Origin of the sequence: Cryobacterium sp. Y50 (assembly GCF_002929805.1) — a bacterium.
Classification (GTDB): Bacteria; Actinomycetota; Actinomycetes; order Actinomycetales; family Microbacteriaceae; genus Cryobacterium.
On record NZ_PJJM01000087.1, the window covers coordinates 23,706 to 39,863 of the forward strand.

Consider the following 16,158-nt stretch of genomic DNA (forward strand, 5'->3'; position numbering starts at 1 on the left):
CCGTGTCGGTTCAGGCGCACAATGACGGCGATCTGCCTGGCTTCGACCGGCTAGTGCGGGTCTTCACCGAGCTGGTCGACCGGTCCCGCGGCGGGATGGCGTTCTGCGTGTATCGAAACGGGCATCCGCTCGTGCGCCTGTACGGCGGCAGCACGGAACAACGCGCCGAACCGACCGACGCAATCGCCACCGGCTGGGGCCCACAGACGCTGGCCGTGATGTTCTCGGGCACCAAAGGAGTCGTAGCCGCCGTGGCCGCGCTGCTGGTCGACCGTGGCCTGCTTGATGTGCACCGCACGGTTGCGCACTACTGGCCCGAATTCGCCGCCGCCGGCAAGGAACGCGTGACCGTGGCGCAGGTACTCAGTCACACGGTCGGTCTGGTCTACGTCGACCCGGAACCGTCGGGGGAGTGGGCCGACCTCGACAACGCTGCCAACGCCGTCGCGCTCGGCGCGCAGGCACCGCTGTGGGAGCCTGGAACCCGCGTCGCCTATCACGCCATCACCTACGGCTACCTGATGAACGAGATCTTTCGGCGGGTGACCGGTCAGAGTGCCGGGCAGCTGATCGACGAGCTCATTGCGCGGCCGTTCGACCTCGACATCTATTTGGGGCTCCCTGACGCGTTGGAATCGCGCGTGGCTCCGATGTTTCGAGCCGAGGGCTATGCGATCAGTACCTACCTGACCGACCCGGAGCGACGCAAAATAGTGGAGCGGATGTATTCCAAGACTCTGCTCGGAACGTCCCTGCGCGCCAACACCCCCGAACTGCATCGCGGAGAGCTGGCAGCCGGCGGCGGAATCGCGACGGCCGATGGGATGGCCGCGCTGTACTCCCGGCTGGGATCACTCGTGTCGTCGGGCACGCTCGCGGCGGCGACCGAGACCTGGTCTGAGGGTATCGATGCGATCAACGACCGGCCGCTGCGCTTCGGCCTCGGTTTCGAGCTGGCCGACCTGATCGGTACCTACGGGCCGGAGGCGTCGGCTTTCGGGCATTCCGGGGCGGGCGGCAGCCTGCACGGCGCCTGGCCAGAGCAGAGCCTCGGCTTCTCTTTTCTGACCAACGAGATGCTCGCCGAGAACTTCGACACCCGTGTGAAAGAGCTGCTGGTGGTACTGCCCGGCCTGGTCCGCGGAGGGGGTTCGGATCAGGGAGGGCTAGCCTGAAGTTGTACGCAATTGAAGGAGTGATTATGCAGGTCATCGTCAATACCGACAGCAACGTCGACGGCACCGAACGGGTCGCTGGCGCGCTCGAAATGATCGTCGAAGAGTCCCTTTCGCGCTACGGCGAACGCCTGACTCGGGTTGAGGTTCACCTCTCCGATGGCACCGCCGGCCGCAGCAGCGCCGACGACATCAAGTGCACGCTCGAGGCCCGCCCAGCCGGCGGCACGCCCGTCGTCGTCACCGAAAACGCCAACGCCGTGGAGGAAGCCCTGACTGGCGCCTTGCACAAGATGAAGAGCCTGCTGGTGAGCCACTTCGGAAAGTTAGATGCCCGTAAGGGCAACCTCCCGATGGGCGAGGTCATCTAGGCCGGGTGACGCGCTCGAGGGATACGCAGCGCGCCACCCGGCCTAGCGGTTTGACGCCTCAGTGCGATGACACCGGCGTGGAAATTGCAACGTAAGACGGAAACGCACAGTCCCACGGCGCGCCGGCGGCGCTGGGCAGTTAGCGGGTGTGGGCGATGATCGCTTCGGCGACCGCCACCGTGTCGCTGTTCGACTCGACCTGGTAGGCCGATTGTCCGAGTGAGAAGATCACGATGCAGAAATGCGTGATGTCGGTGCAGATCTGCACGGCGTGCTCACCCTCGACCGCGCCCTTCAGCGCAACCGTCGGCAGAGCCTGGCTGTCTGGCGTAGAGACCATCGTGTCGACGAGTCCGGCAAGGTCGTAGCCGACCGTGACGGACGTACCCAGGAGGCCGGCGGCCGCCAAGTCGACCGGGACGCCGTCGACCTGCACGGAGCAGCGGAATACCCCAGACTGCTGCGCCACGTAGCTCTCGAAGGAAGTCGAGCCGCTGTTTGTTACGGACCAGACTTCGTAGTCGAGCGAGTCGACGCCGAGGGCCGTGGCTATGCCCTGCGACCCGAGCGCGCCGGTGCAGTCGGGTTCGCGTTCGACCAGATCGACCGCTGACCAGACCAATTGGCCGGGCTGAGCATCCGTCAGAGCGGTGAAAACGGATGCCGCGAGCGGCTGCATCTGCGCCAGGATCGCGTCGGGCGTCAGCCCGGAGAAATACCAACCGTCGCGTTGGTTCCAGTTCGTGCTCAACACGATTTCGACCCAGGCATCGCCGACCGGTGCGCTGATGAAGCAGCCGGGTTCGACGCCGCACCCGGTCGCCGCTTCAATGCCTTCGATGGTCATCGGGGCGTCGGAGGGGCCGTCGCCGAGCGAGAAGGTGTCGCCCACCTTGTAGGGCGCCCAGGAGTCGGCGCCGCCGGGAACGACCTCGACGCTGACGTACGCCCAGTCGGAACCGACGGGGTTCTGCATCGGATTGCCGACCGCGGGACCAACCCGCCAAGAGCAGGACAGACCCCCCAGGGCTGGCACGGCGTACTCGGTGAGGTTAGCCGCTGGCTGGAACGCGGCTACCGGGGTCGGCGCAGTTCCGTCGGCGGTGACGAAAACGGGCGCCACATCATCAAGGACAGCAATGTCGTCGCAGGCGTAACCGCTCGCTGCCACCGGTGTTGGTGGGACTGATCCTGACGCTGACGTTTCTACCTGAGGCCCCGCAGTGCATCCGCTGAGGACCACGATCGCGAGCAAAACGGTCGGATTGATCAGACTGCGGCGTAACATGCGGTCAGCCTAGCAGCAGCCATTTTGCCTGGTGAACTGTGCTTTCCTCGACAAACAGCACCGGCGAGTACGACACACCTGAATGAATCCCTAAATGATATGCTGGCAGTATGAGCCGACAGATTGCGGTGCGCCTGCCCGACGACATTGTGGACTATCTCGACCGAGCGGTGGGAAGGGCCGCGAAACCAGCCGCGCCGCCGACAGCGTCAGTCGCTCTGGTGCGCTGGAGGTCCGGCTTGTGGGATTCATTCTCTGGGCCACGACGTTTCGTTCGGCCCGGCATGGCATGTTCTGTGGGCGCCCAGTAGCCTGAGGGCATGTCCACCGCTCAGATCACCTCAATGCAACGTCGAATTTGAATTTTCGGAATTTTCTACAGCCTGACAATTCTCGCAACCGGACTGTGGGTGAGCTTGGCCACCGGAGAGTGGATTGCTCTTTTCTGCGCGGGAGGCTTAGTCGTGTTCCCCGTCAGCGCTGTGGCGTTGTTCCGTTCACGCAAATCGTCGCGGTAGCGGTGCGGCTTGCGGGTGCGGGCGTTGGGTGACGAACCCACGACGTCAGCTCCTTTGCGAACTTTGCTCGGGGCGGGGACACGTTTCTCACCCGTGTTCTCCCCGCGCCCTTTAGAGTCGAACCATGGGTGGGAACACGGTCGTTGGAACGGTACAAACACGATTCGCGATCTTGGCCATAGTTTGTCTTGCTCTTGCCGGGGCCAGCGCTTACGCGGCAGGGCATCCGGATGTCGCTCAAGTACTCGCTTTAGCCGAACTGGACGTTGTCTGGATCACGCTTCTGATCACCGGGCTCATCTTACGAAAGCGCGGTATCCCGTTGCTTGCTGGTTGGAGGAGTATCGCGGCGTCCTTGCCGCCGGCCCCCGTGCATAAGGCGATAGTCGCAGAAGTCGGTCTTGTAACTGCGGTCGCTCGAGTCGTGACACGTCGCCCTCCCCGGGTTCCAGAAAACGGAACTGCCATCGTTTCAACGCGAGGCACTTTGGCGACTCCGATCGCTTTCGCCGTCGCCACGATGATCGAGATTGTCGTCCTTCACCTCGTCATTCCTTCGCCTTCGCTGGCCAGCGCGGTGACGTTGCTGAGCCTGTACGCACTCATCCTCCTCTTCGGCGTGATCGCCATACGCTGGCAGCATCCGCACTATGCCACGAATACAGCACTCGTACTTCGCAATGGCACCCACACCGTCGCTACTATCTACTTCGCAAACATCCGCAACGCAACAGTGATAAACGACGGCATAGCGACCTATCCCCTGGTCGACGGATCACTCGTGCGACTCGCTAACGCGAACGGATGCTCCGTCAGCATTCAGCTGCTATCCGCCCAACCAATCACACTCACGGGCAGACGCCGCGCCCCGGAGCACACCATCACCGAAATTCGACTCGCAGCCGATGACCCGAAGTCAGTAATCGAAATGCTCCGACACCGCCGCTAAAGACGGTTCATACTTCGACCACACGTACAACACCTCACAAAAATCGAGTGTTGCGACGAGCGGTTGAATTCGCCCCTTCTGTAATCGCAGACGGGTCTGATCGCCGGGCCTTTCTGGTCGAAACCTATGGGTTGTCTGGTCGGCTGGCAGACTAGAGCTGGTGTCGGCAGGCGGCGCCACTACGGGAAGGCAAATTTTATGCGGCCTAGGACCTGGTTCCTCAGCGGCGGCGTGCTTGCTCTGATCTGCGTGTGGGCTGTGGCGCACGTCCTGCCTGAGCAACTCGCGTGGATACCCCCAGTCCTATACGGCCTACTCATCGTTGCAGCCGGTATAGGGTCACTGCAGATGCGCAAGTCGATCGAGCGGCGCATGGTTGAGGGCCCACCAGACAGCAACGAGCCGGATCTGACGGTCAACGCTCGTGCTGACTCCTTCCCGGTACTTCTCGTCATGAATACCGTGCTCGGCGCGTACCTGGTCAACAGCGGCGTGTTTGCCGCCGGCCTGGCCTGCCTCGGCATAACGGTGTTCGCCGTCGCCTGGTTCGGGGTTCGCTATCGTCTGCTGCGATCACGCTCGTAGCGGAACGAGGCTTAGCGGACGTCTTCGTTCCACTACTCCTACTAGTCAGGCGCCGTGCTTTCGCGCTATGTTCGGTCTCAACTGCTGCTGGCGCACAATCCTTCGTATCTTCCTGCTGCGGCCGGTCATCAGCTTGAGCACTTGGGTCGCCCCGCACTATCGCAGCGGCAGTTGTTACCGGCGTCCCACCCCGACTGCTTTCGGCCGAGAGAATACAGTCTTGAAGGACACTTTGTTCGTGTATTCGATGGACCCATACCGGAACAGCCGCACGGCCAGCTGCAGCACGATAGCGCTCAGGAGGAACAGTTCCGTGATGACGATGGCGGCTTCCCAGCCGGCAAGAGAACCAAACGCGTTGCGAAGCATCGCGGTGATCGGCGCCGAATACGGGAAATACGTGAACATCTGCACGACGGGGCTGTTTGGGTCTGACATGACCAGCGAGAGGGCGTAAAGCGGGACGATCATCAGGACGATCAATGCGGAGAACCAGCTACCGGCGTCTTTCGCGGTGGGCATGACCGCTCCGATTGCGACCAGCGTGCCGGTGAATAAAGCGAACCCGCCCAGAGCCAGCAGGGCGCCGATGATCATCTGTACGGGGTCGAAAGTGAAGCTGGACAGGTCAATCTCTGGAAGGTTTAGCGGCGTGCGGAAGAACACATACGCCACCAGCACTGGAACTAGGAATACGAGTACCTGAACAAACCCGACGATGAACAGGGAAATGATCTTCCCGCTGATCAGCGCGGTGGGATTCAACGTGGTCAGGATCATCTCCGTGACCCGGTTTTCTTTCTCTTCCAACGTGCTGGTGAGCATTTGGTTGGAGAGCAGCATGAAGACGAGGAAGAAGATGGCCACGAAGATCAACGGCGGGATCATGCCCATGAACCCGGCCGTTTCTTCCCCGTCGGTGAAGGTGGTCGACGTCACGGAGATGTTGCCCTGGGCCAACGCTGTCAATGCCGGATCCCCGATTTGGTCCTGAGCGCTGATACTCAAGACCTGGGTTGCGACACCGTCGTACTCGCCATTGCCGAACAGGCCCTTATCAACCCCATACACCTGAGTGGCTGTTTTAGCCGGGTCAGCCGGATACACAAAATGGGCGTCCCCATCCCCGGACTTCACTGCAGCGATCGCCGCCGCATCATCGGTGATGATCGTGCCGCCTAGCGCCGTGGCCACGGCGGGGTCGACGTACCCGGACGCGTCACTGTAGGTGAAGGTGATTTTTGCGTCGGATCAGGCGTTGATAGTGCTCGCGGCCATCGAGTTCCCCAGGCTCACCAAGGCAATGACGATGCCAATCGCGATCGGCACCAACAAGGTGATGAACCAAAACTTTCTCTTACCCAGGGTGCGGCTGACTTCGAAGCTGATGACGGTGCGGAGGTTGCTTCGTCCCATCTCAGGCACCGACCATTTCGTTCTGCTCGCCATACACACTCACGAAGATCTCCTCGAGCGAGAGCTTGCTCGTCGTGAAGCTGCGCACCAGGACTCCCGCGTCGACGAGGTCACGCAAAATCAGGGCCTCATCAACAGTCTTGGTGCCGGTGCCGGTGAGGGTCAATTCGGCATAGTTACGGTCACGGACACTGATGTCGTAATGCGGTGAATCCGGTATGTCACCGGAGTAACCGATGCGGATCATGGTCCCGCCGTACTGATTCTGCACCTCAGGAATCGTCCCATAGGCTTCCGCACGGCCGCCCTTGAGCAGGATCACCCTGTCGCACAACCGCTCCACTTCCTCCATCTGATGCGTCACCATCAACACCGTCGCCCCCGCCCGCTTCTGCTCCTCCATGATGTCCATCAGCAGGCGCCGATTCACCGGGTCAAACCCCTTCGTCGGCTCATCCAAGATCAGTAGCTCCGGGTCGTTCATGATCGTGACGCCGAGCTGGACCTTCTGCTGCTGCCCGCCAGAGAGATTGTCGACGCGGGCCTTCGCCTTATCTTCCAAACCCACCCGCGCAAGATAATTCATCGACCAGGACACCGCAGCCTTCTTACTCAACCCTTTGAGCTGACCGAAGTACGTCATCACAGTCAGGACGGATTCCTTCTTATACAACCCCCGCTCCTCCGGCAGATAGCCCAGACGACTGCCCGCCTCCGGCGTGAACGGGCGCCCATCAATATGAAGAACCCCCGCAGTCGGCAAATAAATCCCCAGCAACGCCCGAAGCGTGGTGGTCTTACCCGACCCGTTAGAACCGAGGAAACCAAACGTCTCCCCCCGCCTCACATCGAAAGAAAGATCCTCAACGACCGTGCTGCCGGCAAAATCCATCCGAAAATGCTCAATATGAACAAGTGGTTCTCCGACAGAAATCACGGGCGCTACCGGGACCGTCTCCATCACAACACCACCGCCAGTACGGGCGTCTGTTCTTGTTCTCGAGGGCTTACTCGCAGCCTCAGCCCTAGCAAACAGTGAACTCCACCCCGCCGAACAGCAGCGATAGTAACCCTGGACATACTCATGAAACGCAAATTTCCCCCATGTGCTTGTGTTCCCATCCTCCCCCATCACAGCAACAACGCTCAAGCCGAGAGCGGCGGCGGCACCAAAAATCCAACCGCAGGAACATTCTTAGTTCACTATTGAAAGTTTCTAATTGGGGCAACAAATTGAGGTGGCTCTCAAGCACGCCAAGGGTGGCTCTGAAAGACACGATTCATGGTTTGGTGTGATGGCCGTCACCGGCACCACCACTGGCTCCCTCGGAAGCCAGTATTTACTTGAAAAGTAAAGTCTGGGTATCCTTTTCAAGCAATCAAGAACCGACGGTCGGAAGAGGGCCGACGTCACAGGCCGGACAGGGACACCGCCGCGCAACATTCTGAAATGACGGACCGGGCTATCGCTGCTGGAACACGCGCCGTGACACCACGATGCTCCCAAGCGACAGGGCTGCAATCGCCACGAGGTAGTACCCCGGCACGAGCAGTGACCCGGTGGTGCTGATGAGGAACGTGAGAATGAACGGTGCGAACCCGCCGAACACCGTCACGCCGATGTTGTAACCGAGCGAGAGTCCCGTCGTGCGGATCTGCACGGGGAACATGGCCGACATGATCGCCGGCAGCGGCGCGAAGTACGCCGCGCCCAGCACGCCGAGAACCAGCTCGATGCCGATCATGGTCACAAGGTTGGGCGATTGGTTCAGCAGTATGAACAGGGGAACGCCGAGTACGAGGGTTCCCGCGGCGGCCCAGGTCATCACTCGGGCCGGCCCCACACGGTCGGCGAGCTTGCCGATGAATGGCGAGCCGACACTCATGATCACGCCGAAGACCAGCGTGGAGACGAATGCCGCGGCGGTGGGCATGCCCAGATTGATGATGGCGTAGGTGGGCATGAACAGTGCGATATACACACTCACCGACGCAAGCGCCACGACGCCCACCATTGTCCAGAGGCGTCCGCCGTTCGCGATGAAGGTCTCCTTCAGCGGTGACGTCGACGGCGTCATGGTCAGAAATTCTGGGGTGTCCTGCATCTTTGAGCGGATGTACCAACCCACTGGCCCGATCAGTAGCGCGAAGATGAACGGAACACGCCAGCCCCAGCTTTCCAAGCTCTGCTGGCTCAGGTAGTTGTTCAGGACAAAACCAAACAGCCCGGCCAGCAATATCGCCGCGCCCTGCGTGGCCACCTGCCAACTGCCGTAGAACGCCTTGCGGTTCGGGGCGTACTCGATCAGGAACGCGGTCGCGGTGCCGAATTCCCCGCCCGCGGCAAAGCCCGTCAGCAACCGAGCCACGAGAATGATCACGGCCGCAGTCACCCCGATCATGGCGGCCGTGGGAGCCAGCACGATCAAAAGGGTGCCGAGAAACATCACCGAGATGGACACGAGCATGCCCGCCCTACGCCCAGCACGATCCGCGTAACGCCCGATCAGGATGCCACCGAGCGGCCGCACGATAAATGACACGCCGAACGACGCAAAGGCCAGCAGCAACGACGCCGTCTCATCGGCCGTGGGGAAGAACAACTTCGCGATGGTCACGGCGAAGCTGCCGTAGACGATCACGTCAAACCATTCCAGCCCGTTACCAATCGATGCAGCCACAACCGCCTTGCGGGCCTGTCGCCGCCGCTCAGCCAGAGCCGGACCATCCATTTTGGGCGTGCCGGAAACAGCGGGGACTGCTGACGCGTTGCTCATGGACATTCTTTCTGTTCGAAAGCGGTTGTGTGATTAGGTCAGTGCTGGTGCGCGAGGTGCCTAGCGAGTGCGCGCATGAAATCTTCACAGGCGCTGATTTGCGCCAGGTCGATGTACTCGTTGGCGGTGTGACCCTGACGGATGCTGCCGGGGCCACAGACCACGGTGTCGATTCCAGCCAGTTGAAACAGGCCGCCCTCGGTGCCGTAGCCGACGGTCTCCTCCGAGCTCGTTCCGGTGAGATCATGCACCAGCTGCAACGCGGCGCCAGTTCCGGCCGCGCTCAGGGCGGGAACGGCGCCGATCGGAGCGAACGACACATCGGCGGTTGCATGTTCGGCCCGCATCGCGGTGCGTAGCTCCCCGAGCAAGAAGTCTTCGATGCGGGAGAAGATCGCGGCGGTGGACACTCCCGGAATCGCGCGAAATTCGAATTCGAAATCGCAGCGCTCGGCAACCATGTTCACGGCCGCTCCGCCCGAAATCGTGCCCACGTTGATGGTTGTGTACGGCACCTCGAAGCTTGCATCGAAGGGTCCGTTGACTCGGTGCTCGTCGGCGATCGAGCGAATAAACGCGATGGCCCGGGCCGCATACTCGATGGCGTTGACGCCATTGGGGGTGTTGGAGGAGTGCGAGGCCAGCCCGGTGAAACTCACCCGATACAGGTGGCTGCTCTTGTGCGCCGACACCGCCCGCATGCTGGTCGGTTCCCCCACCACACAGATGTCCGGTCGGATACCCCGCGCGGCCAGGTCGGCCAGCAGGGTGATGGCCCCGTGGCATCCCACCTCTTCGTCGTAGGTCCAGGCGAGGTGCAGCGGCATCGCCAGCGGCCGTGCCAGAAACTCCGGCAACAACGCCAGAATGACACCGCTGAACGCCTTCATGTCGGCAGCGCCCCGGCCATAAAGCCGGTTCTCGCGCACCTCAGCGATGAACGGGTCGCTGCTCCACGACTGCCCATCCACGGGCACCACATCGGTGTGGCCAGCAAGCATCACGCCACCCGTCGTCGACCCATCGTGCGCCGGGATCGTGACCACGAGATTGGCCTTCGTACCATCGGAGTTAGGCACGAGGACCGGCTCGAGCCCCTGCCCCCGCAGCTCCGCGTCGATGACGTCAATCAGTTCTTGGTTGGAATTGCGGCTGGTGGTGTCACAGGCGATCAGGCGGGTGATCCACGCCAGGGTGGTGGGCGCGAGAACGACGGAGCGAGTGATGGGAAAACCTTTCAAAGGGGTACGAGCTAGCCAATACCCAGGTGCACGAAGCAGAATTACGCGAACACGGCTGAGAGTAGCAGCGCGCGGAAGAGCAGCCGCTCGCCCAGGGCGGGCGTTGGACACAAACAGACACAAACAGACGGTACCTTTATGGCCAGTCCCGCCCGGCACGTACGTAGCGACCGTCACCTGTGACACATTCCAGACGAACGTCACTCGAATGATCTGGGGGCGTGAGAACCATCTTTCCCCTCGACCGGCCGGACTGTCGGTGATCGGTCCGAAGCTCGGCCGGCGCATACCGGCCGCGCGCAATCAAGACAGTCCTGCTGTCCAGATCGATGCCAGCCATTCGTGCACTCCCCGACTCAAGCGACAGCCTGCCCGCTTTCGCCGAAGACTCGGCCCAGGGCCGATACCGCCCTCTGCCGCCCGGTTTTCACGGGCCGAGCAGAGCCAACGGAATGACTGCGATGCCATCAGCTCGCCGGTACGCCACTTTCCCCGTAGTGATGACCGCCGCATCCACGAGGTCGGGGCCAATCTCACCGGCCAGCCACCTCAGATGCCGGGTGTCCTTGTCGTCAACGGTCCCCGACAGCTTGATCTCAAGCGCCACCACCCGACCGTCTGGTCGCTCAATAATGAGATCCACTTCACGCTCTCCTCCGTGGGTGCGCAAATGATAAACAGCTGCCCCCGAGGCTTGCGCATAGACTCGAGCGCTGAGAGTGACCAAGGATTCAAACAAAGCACCGAGCATCGGCCCATCCCGCAGCTCAGCCGGGCCAATGTCTGCCTTGCTGATGAGCGCTTCTGCTGACACGCGCAGAAGGCGCGCCGCCAATGCGGGGTCTGCCAGCTGGTGCTTGGGCGCTTGCCCCAACCCGTTGAGACGATTCCTGCTCGGTAGCCAACCCGGAATCTGATCCAACAGCCACAGTTTCGTGAGCACTTCCCGGTAATCCTGCGCCGTGGCTTTTGAAGGTTTGGTTGCCTCGCCCGGAGTCGCCGCACGGATGATGCTGTCGTAACTGGCCGTCGTAGAGCTGGCTGCCGCGTAAGCCGCCAACCACGCTCGAAGAGTTGCTGGCCGCCTCACTGTGTAACCGGCCTCGGGAAAATCGTGTTCAACGACTGCCGCGAGATAGCCGTCGAGTGTCGCCGCCCTGTTCGTCTCCGTCTGAAGTCGAATCGCCGGAAACCCGGACCGCGTTATCTCAGACGCATAGTCCACGAGCGTCAATGGGCTTTCGCCAGCTATTGCTGCGGGCTCATCCGACAGAAGATCCCCCAGTGACACGGTTGGCCGGGTGAGCTGTCGTTCGGAGAAAGCCATGGGCCTCATCCGCAGGTGCACGATGCGGCCGGCACCGGAGTGCGCAGGTGCCATCGCCGGGCTCGCACTTCCGGCCAGGATGTACTGACCGGGCCGTGAATCGTAGTCAACGCCCCGACGAACGGTGTCCCAAATCGCTGGATACATCTGCCACTCATCCAATAAGACAGGCCGTGGCAACCGAGCTATCCGCTCACGGTCAGCCTGGAGCAATGCGAGCTGGTCAGGGTCGTCGAATTGGATGACAGATGCGGCCCTGCGCGAGGCCGTGGCCGTCTTACCGACAGCTTTGGGCCCGTCGAGAGCTATATAGCGGGAAGCCCATCGAGCAGTGCAGTCAGTTCGGCATCAACGATACGCGGCGAGTAATCCATCAGCCTAGATTACCATTCCAAGACCTCATACTTTACTGTTTCGGAACCTTATAATTTACTGTTTTAGACACTCATACTTTACCGTTTCGACGACCCAGTGCATCGCTTGCGTCATTCGGGTATAGGAATGCATACCCCGTTCAGCGTTCAGCTCGGCGGGGGTGCTGGCCATTCAGTACGCCCGCGCACGCGTCCTCACGACGGCATATACCGAGTACCCTGAGCGCTTGGTTCGGTAGCACCCGCAGCCACCCACGTTCCCGACGACGACCTGGATCAACGAACTCGAGAAGGAGAAAACGAACTTAATGACCGGCTAAAGAAACTGACTCATAAAGGTTGACATCTTCCGCACCTGCCAGGGCGAGACAGCCATCCAGATGTGCAATGTCGATGCGGGAGTCCAGGAACGATGCAATCGGTGCACTGTGCAATCAGTTCACCTCCTGATCCATAGTCACTGTGAGTGTCCAGCGAGACGGTGGAGCAGATGCTTCCGTAGTATTTGAACATCGGACGGCTCTGTGTCGGTGCGCATCTGAGGCTCGGCAGTGATGCTAGCCACCGCGAGCTCGAGAAGGCGGCGGGAGGCTGCTCGGGCCTCTTCTTCGGGCAATATGACAAGTTGTTCGTTGAGATAGATGAGCAGGAGGAGATCCTCGGCCCAGCGGTCAGCACGGATTCGTCCCTCAGACTTCGCTCGCCGTACCAGCGATGTGAAACCCTCGGTGATGAAATCACGAAGGCGGTCAACTTCAGGACTCTGGCCAGCGGCAATTTCACGGAGTGCGCTCAGGTAGCCGACATTCTTAAGCTGCTCCTCCCACAACCAGCTCACATAAGCCATCAAGCCATCCCAACCGGTGTCTGCCGCCATCGCATTGCTGATGACCTCCTCATGCTGGATGAGATTGACTAAAAGCACGGCCTCGATGAGCTTGTGACGGTCGGAAAAGTGGCGGTACAGGGTCGCACCACTGACTCCAGCCCGCTTGGCGATTGCATTAAGGGGAGCGTTGATCCCGCTTTCAGCGAAGACTTCGAAGCCGGCAGCGATGAGGGCCTCGCGATTCCGCTGTTGGTCTCTACGTGGGGCTCGCGATCGCCCGGTCTCCACCATCGTTCTAATCTACTTGGAAACGACACTAAGAAAAACGTACACATTTATACGTTTTAGGCTAAACTCCGGACTACAACCCGATATCGTGACCCAGCCGCACTGGCTGGGAATCGTCAGTCATTCAGCCGGTATGGCATTGAACTGACTGACTCGACGGAGGTAAGCAATGGACACCGGCATTTTCGACTACATCATCGTCGGCGCAGGAGCGGCAGGAGCGACCCTCGCGGATAGGCTTAGCAGGAAAACGCCAGGATCGGTGTTGGTCCTGGAAAGCGGTGGCCCCGATTGGGACCCGATGATCCATATCCCGAAGGGCTTCTTTTTCCTCTACGGGGGCAAGAAACACTCCTTTTATTACAACCCACGCACACCACAGAATTCCGAGTTCAAAGATTCCTGGCAGCGCGGTAGGGTCGCCGGAGGTTCCACCTCACTGAACGGCCTGCAGTACGACCGTGCCCGGCAGCATTACTGGGACTCGGTGGCCAAGGTCACTGACGACCGTTGGGCATGGGACAACGTCCTGGACGCCTACCGCGAGATCGAGGACCACGAACTTGGAGCCTCGCCCACCCGCGGCGCGGGAGGACCGTTAAGCCTCAGTCCACCGATCGGGATTGGGATCTAGCGGCGCGTTAAACAGAGAATGCCTTTCTTATCAGGGAAAATTGTACTTACCACAGAACAATTCGCTGATTCAGAGGGACATCTCGTAGATGCAAGTTTCGCACACCACCCGCGCCGTGGCCCACGTCTTCGACGATTCCAACCTCGTGTCTTCTGCGGGTTTGGTACCCGCGATGAAACTGGCCGAGAAAGCTGGTCTGCGGCGGCTGGCCGACAAATGGTTGAGCGTCCCCACCGACAAGGGCGCGAACGCCGGCCTGAAGATCGCGTCGCTGGTCGCCGGGATGGTGGCCGATGCGGAGGCCATTGACGACATGGCCGTGTTGCGCCACGGCGGGATGCGGAAGCTCTTCGCCCACCTTTACGCGCCGTCGACGCTCGGGTCGTTCCTGCGCGCGTTCACGTTCGGCCATGTGCGCCAGCTCGACGCTGTCGCGTCCCGGTTCCTGATCAACCTCGCCGCCCTGAGCCCGCTGATCAGCCCGGAACCTGACGACTATGTGTTCCTGGACGTGGACGACACCATCATCGAGGTCCACGGGAACCAGAAGCAAGGCGCCAGCTTCGGGTACTCCGGGGTGCGGGGTTTGAACGCGCTCCTCGCAACACTAAAAACGGTCACCGGCGCCCCGATCATTCTCGCGCAACGCCTGCGCCGGGGCGCGTGTTCGTCCCCGCACGGCGCGACCCGGCTGATCAGTGACGCCCTCGCGACCATCCGCCGCTTGCCCGAGATGAGCGCCGCCCGGATCCTGTTCCGCGCCGATTCCGCGTTCTACAACTTCGCGGCCATCCGCGCCGCCCTGGCCGGCGGTGCGGACGTCTCCGTCACCGCCCGCCTCGATTCCGCAGTGCGCAAGCGCATCGCGGCCATCCCGGCGACCGGGTGGACGCCGATCAAGTACACCCATGCGATCTACGACGAGGACACTCGGACGTGGCTCTCCAACGCTGAAGTCGCCGAGATTCCCTACACCGCGTTCACCTCACGAAAGAAGTCGGACCACATCAGCGGCCGGCTCATCGTGCGCCGGATCCCCGAGTTGAACAAGCACAAACTCGCCGGCCAGACCACGCTCTTCGACCTGTACCGCTTCCACGCGTTCTTCACCACCAGCACCCTGGGCACGGTCGCAGCGGACAAAACCCACCGCGCCCACGCGGCGATCGAGCTCGTCAACGCCGATTTGAAGGGCAGCGCTCTGGCCCACATGCCCTCCGGCGTGTTCGCTGCCAACGCGGCATGGCTGGTCCTGGCCGTGATCGCCTTCAACCTCACCCGCGCCGCCGCGGCGACCGCCGGCACCGGTCTGGCCCGGGCCACGACCGCTACCATCCGCCGGAAACTGATCAACATCCCCGCGAGGATCGCCTCCTCAGCCCAGCGCATCACACTGCACCTGCCCGAGAACTGGACCTGGGCAACCGGCTGGACCCACCTCTTCGACCACGCCTTCGCACCACCAAGCCCAACCCCGACCTGACCCGCACGCCCCGACCCGGCCCGACCTGGAAGCCAAGTGGAACACCACGAGCAGCGAGGCTCACCACTCAAGCACGCCCCAGCGGCCGGCAGTCCCTCAAATCAGAAAACGACTCCCAACCTCAGCCGGTCGGTGGAATGAGGTTTAGCAGGGCCGGCTACTGAGCTGGTGAACTGATAGTTATTGTGTCGCTGGTGCGGGCATCGGCGAGGCAGTCAGCCAGACGCAGAGCATCGGTTTCGGTTGACCCCGGTACGAGCCGCAAGCCATAGGCAGACGACGGCATGTCCATGCTCAGGACCGCAGTTTCCACGCTTGGGTCGGCGTGACATTCACCGAGCGAATCGACCCTCGGATCTGCGACGCTAACACCCCAAGCGTCACTCTCGCCGACGACACGGTCATACCCGCCAGCGAAGGACCCGGAGCATCCAGGGAGCAGCAGAATCAGCGGCAGAAAAGCGAGCGGAAATCGTCGCATGGCACTCCTTAGTTATCCCGATCCTCTGTCACCGAGATTTCAGCCCTCCCGCTGTCCGAATGCCGTCAGAATTCGGGATGACGAGGCCACGCGTGCGACCGATGAGCGTTCGGCTTACGCAGATCTCAGGACTCTGCCATTCTCAAGGAATGGATTGGCCCACAACTGAACCGATTATTTCTGTGCGACTTTTGTTGGAACCGCTGTCGGTGGAGCATGTGCCTGCGATGATCGAGGTTCTGGCAGACCCTTCGCTCTATGAATATACCGGCGGAGAAATACCGTCTCTGACGGTGTTGGAAAAACGCTATGCCGCGCAGGCCGTTGGGCACTCTGATGATGGTTCGCAGTGGTGGTTGAACTGGATTGTCATTAAGTGAGACGTAGGGAGACCGGTGGGATTCGTGCAGGCAACCGTCGAC

The 16,158-nt window shown here is 61.3% G+C and carries 16 protein-coding genes; 7 read left to right on the top strand and 9 right to left on the bottom strand.

The genetic code is table 11. The features are described 5' to 3' along the window. The first annotated feature begins 2 nt into the window (after positions 1–2). Together CXY73_RS08970 and CXY73_RS08975 are read left to right on the top strand one after the other, a co-directional pair. Complete coding sequence (locus tag CXY73_RS08970; protein ID WP_104177512.1) at positions 3–1,175, top strand: serine hydrolase domain-containing protein; 1,173 nt, start codon at positions 3–5, stop codon at positions 1,173–1,175. A gap of 26 nt (positions 1,176–1,201) precedes the next feature. Then, positions 1,202–1,546 carry an HPF/RaiA family ribosome-associated protein gene (locus CXY73_RS08975; RefSeq protein ID WP_104177513.1) on the top strand — a complete coding sequence of 115 codons (345 nt, stop codon included), beginning with the start codon at positions 1,202–1,204 and terminating at the stop codon, positions 1,544–1,546. A 139-nt stretch (positions 1,547–1,685) separates the two neighbouring features. Here the strand turns inward: CXY73_RS08975 and CXY73_RS08980 are convergent, their stop codons facing one another. After that, a complete protein-coding gene (locus CXY73_RS08980) occupies positions 1,686–2,834 on the bottom strand; it encodes a hypothetical protein (protein ID WP_146071704.1) in 1,149 nt (382 codons plus the stop codon). 642 nt (positions 2,835–3,476) lie between these two features. Here CXY73_RS08980 and CXY73_RS21535 point away from each other — a divergent pair. Next, a complete protein-coding gene (locus CXY73_RS21535) occupies positions 3,477–4,301 on the top strand; it encodes a hypothetical protein (RefSeq protein WP_146071705.1) in 825 nt (274 codons plus the stop codon). Between the two features lie 198 nt (positions 4,302–4,499). After that, positions 4,500–4,886, top strand: coding sequence for a hypothetical protein (locus tag CXY73_RS21955; RefSeq protein WP_158254080.1), 387 nt, complete (start codon positions 4,500–4,502; stop codon positions 4,884–4,886). 174 nt (positions 4,887–5,060) lie between these two features. Here CXY73_RS21955 and CXY73_RS08995 read toward each other — a convergent pair whose 3' ends face one another. From CXY73_RS08995 to CXY73_RS09020, 7 genes are all read right to left on the bottom strand, one after another. Next, positions 5,061–6,080, bottom strand: coding sequence for an ABC transporter permease (locus CXY73_RS08995; protein ID WP_233198236.1), 1,020 nt, complete (start codon positions 6,078–6,080; stop codon positions 5,061–5,063). 57 nt (positions 6,081–6,137) lie between these two features. Then, on the bottom strand, positions 6,138–6,302 hold the full coding sequence (locus tag CXY73_RS22750) for a hypothetical protein (protein ID WP_233198237.1): 165 nt from the start codon (positions 6,300–6,302) through the stop codon (positions 6,138–6,140). A gap of 1 nt (position 6,303) precedes the next feature. Next, a complete protein-coding gene (locus tag CXY73_RS09000) occupies positions 6,304–7,263 on the bottom strand; it encodes an ABC transporter ATP-binding protein (protein WP_369831229.1) in 960 nt (319 codons plus the stop codon). Positions 7,264–7,765: 502 nt separating this feature from the next. After that, positions 7,766–9,079 carry an MFS transporter gene (locus CXY73_RS09005; RefSeq protein ID WP_104177563.1) on the bottom strand — a complete coding sequence of 438 codons (1,314 nt, stop codon included), beginning with the start codon at positions 9,077–9,079 and terminating at the stop codon, positions 7,766–7,768. A 38-nt stretch (positions 9,080–9,117) separates the two neighbouring features. Next, on the bottom strand, positions 9,118–10,320 hold the full coding sequence (gene argE, locus CXY73_RS09010) for an acetylornithine deacetylase (protein ID WP_233198238.1): 1,203 nt from the start codon (positions 10,318–10,320) through the stop codon (positions 9,118–9,120). 427 nt (positions 10,321–10,747) lie between these two features. Continuing rightward, positions 10,748–11,956 (bottom strand): ATP-binding protein, encoded by a 1,209-nt coding sequence (locus tag CXY73_RS09015; protein ID WP_369831230.1) that lies wholly within the window; start codon positions 11,954–11,956, stop codon positions 10,748–10,750. Positions 11,957–12,478: 522 nt separating this feature from the next. Continuing rightward, entirely contained in the window at positions 12,479–13,141 is a 663-nt protein-coding gene (locus tag CXY73_RS09020; RefSeq protein ID WP_104177518.1) for a TetR/AcrR family transcriptional regulator, read from the bottom strand. Between the two features lie 166 nt (positions 13,142–13,307). Here CXY73_RS09020 and CXY73_RS09025 point away from each other — a divergent pair, with 166 nt between their 5' ends. Together CXY73_RS09025 and CXY73_RS09030 are read left to right on the top strand one after the other, a co-directional pair. Continuing rightward, a complete protein-coding gene (locus CXY73_RS09025) occupies positions 13,308–13,772 on the top strand; it encodes a GMC family oxidoreductase N-terminal domain-containing protein (RefSeq protein ID WP_104177519.1) in 465 nt (154 codons plus the stop codon). An 88-nt stretch (positions 13,773–13,860) separates the two neighbouring features. Continuing rightward, the gene (locus CXY73_RS09030) at positions 13,861–15,255 is read left to right on the top strand and encodes an IS1380 family transposase (protein ID WP_104177520.1); all 1,395 of its coding nucleotides are present in this window, start codon (positions 13,861–13,863) and stop codon (positions 15,253–15,255) included. A 157-nt stretch (positions 15,256–15,412) separates the two neighbouring features. Here the strand turns inward: CXY73_RS09030 and CXY73_RS09035 are convergent, their stop codons facing one another. Beyond that, a complete protein-coding gene (locus CXY73_RS09035) occupies positions 15,413–15,736 on the bottom strand; it encodes a hypothetical protein (RefSeq protein ID WP_104177521.1) in 324 nt (107 codons plus the stop codon). Between the two features lie 149 nt (positions 15,737–15,885). Here CXY73_RS09035 and CXY73_RS21540 point away from each other — a divergent pair, with 149 nt between their 5' ends. Next, complete coding sequence (locus CXY73_RS21540; RefSeq protein WP_146071706.1) at positions 15,886–16,116, top strand: GNAT family N-acetyltransferase; 231 nt, start codon at positions 15,886–15,888, stop codon at positions 16,114–16,116. Positions 16,117–16,158: the final 42 nt, after the last annotated feature.

What these genes read in the sequence shown, in the direction of transcription:
- CXY73_RS08975 (WP_104177513.1), top strand. Translation starts at nt 1,202, where the DNA reads ATGCAGGTCATCGTCAATACCGACAGCAACGTCGACGGCACCGAACGG.
- CXY73_RS08980 (WP_146071704.1), bottom strand. Translation starts at nt 2,834, where the DNA reads ATGTTACGCCGCAGTCTGATCAATCCGACCGTTTTGCTCGCGATCGTG.
- CXY73_RS21535 (WP_146071705.1), top strand. Translation starts at nt 3,477, where the DNA reads ATGGGTGGGAACACGGTCGTTGGAACGGTACAAACACGATTCGCGATC.
- CXY73_RS21955 (WP_158254080.1), top strand. Translation starts at nt 4,500, where the DNA reads ATGCGGCCTAGGACCTGGTTCCTCAGCGGCGGCGTGCTTGCTCTGATC.
- CXY73_RS22750 (WP_233198237.1), bottom strand. Translation starts at nt 6,302, where the DNA reads ATGGGACGAAGCAACCTCCGCACCGTCATCAGCTTCGAAGTCAGCCGC.
- CXY73_RS09000 (WP_369831229.1), bottom strand. Translation starts at nt 7,263, where the DNA reads ATGGAGACGGTCCCGGTAGCGCCCGTGATTTCTGTCGGAGAACCACTT.
- CXY73_RS09005 (WP_104177563.1), bottom strand. Translation starts at nt 9,079, where the DNA reads ATGAGCAACGCGTCAGCAGTCCCCGCTGTTTCCGGCACGCCCAAAATG.
- CXY73_RS09020 (WP_104177518.1), bottom strand. Translation starts at nt 13,141, where the DNA reads ATGGTGGAGACCGGGCGATCGCGAGCCCCACGTAGAGACCAACAGCGG.
- CXY73_RS09025 (WP_104177519.1), top strand. Translation starts at nt 13,308, where the DNA reads ATGGACACCGGCATTTTCGACTACATCATCGTCGGCGCAGGAGCGGCA.
- CXY73_RS09030 (WP_104177520.1), top strand. Translation starts at nt 13,861, where the DNA reads ATGCAAGTTTCGCACACCACCCGCGCCGTGGCCCACGTCTTCGACGAT.
- CXY73_RS09035 (WP_104177521.1), bottom strand. Translation starts at nt 15,736, where the DNA reads ATGCGACGATTTCCGCTCGCTTTTCTGCCGCTGATTCTGCTGCTCCCT.
- CXY73_RS21540 (WP_146071706.1), top strand. Translation starts at nt 15,886, where the DNA reads ATGGATTGGCCCACAACTGAACCGATTATTTCTGTGCGACTTTTGTTG.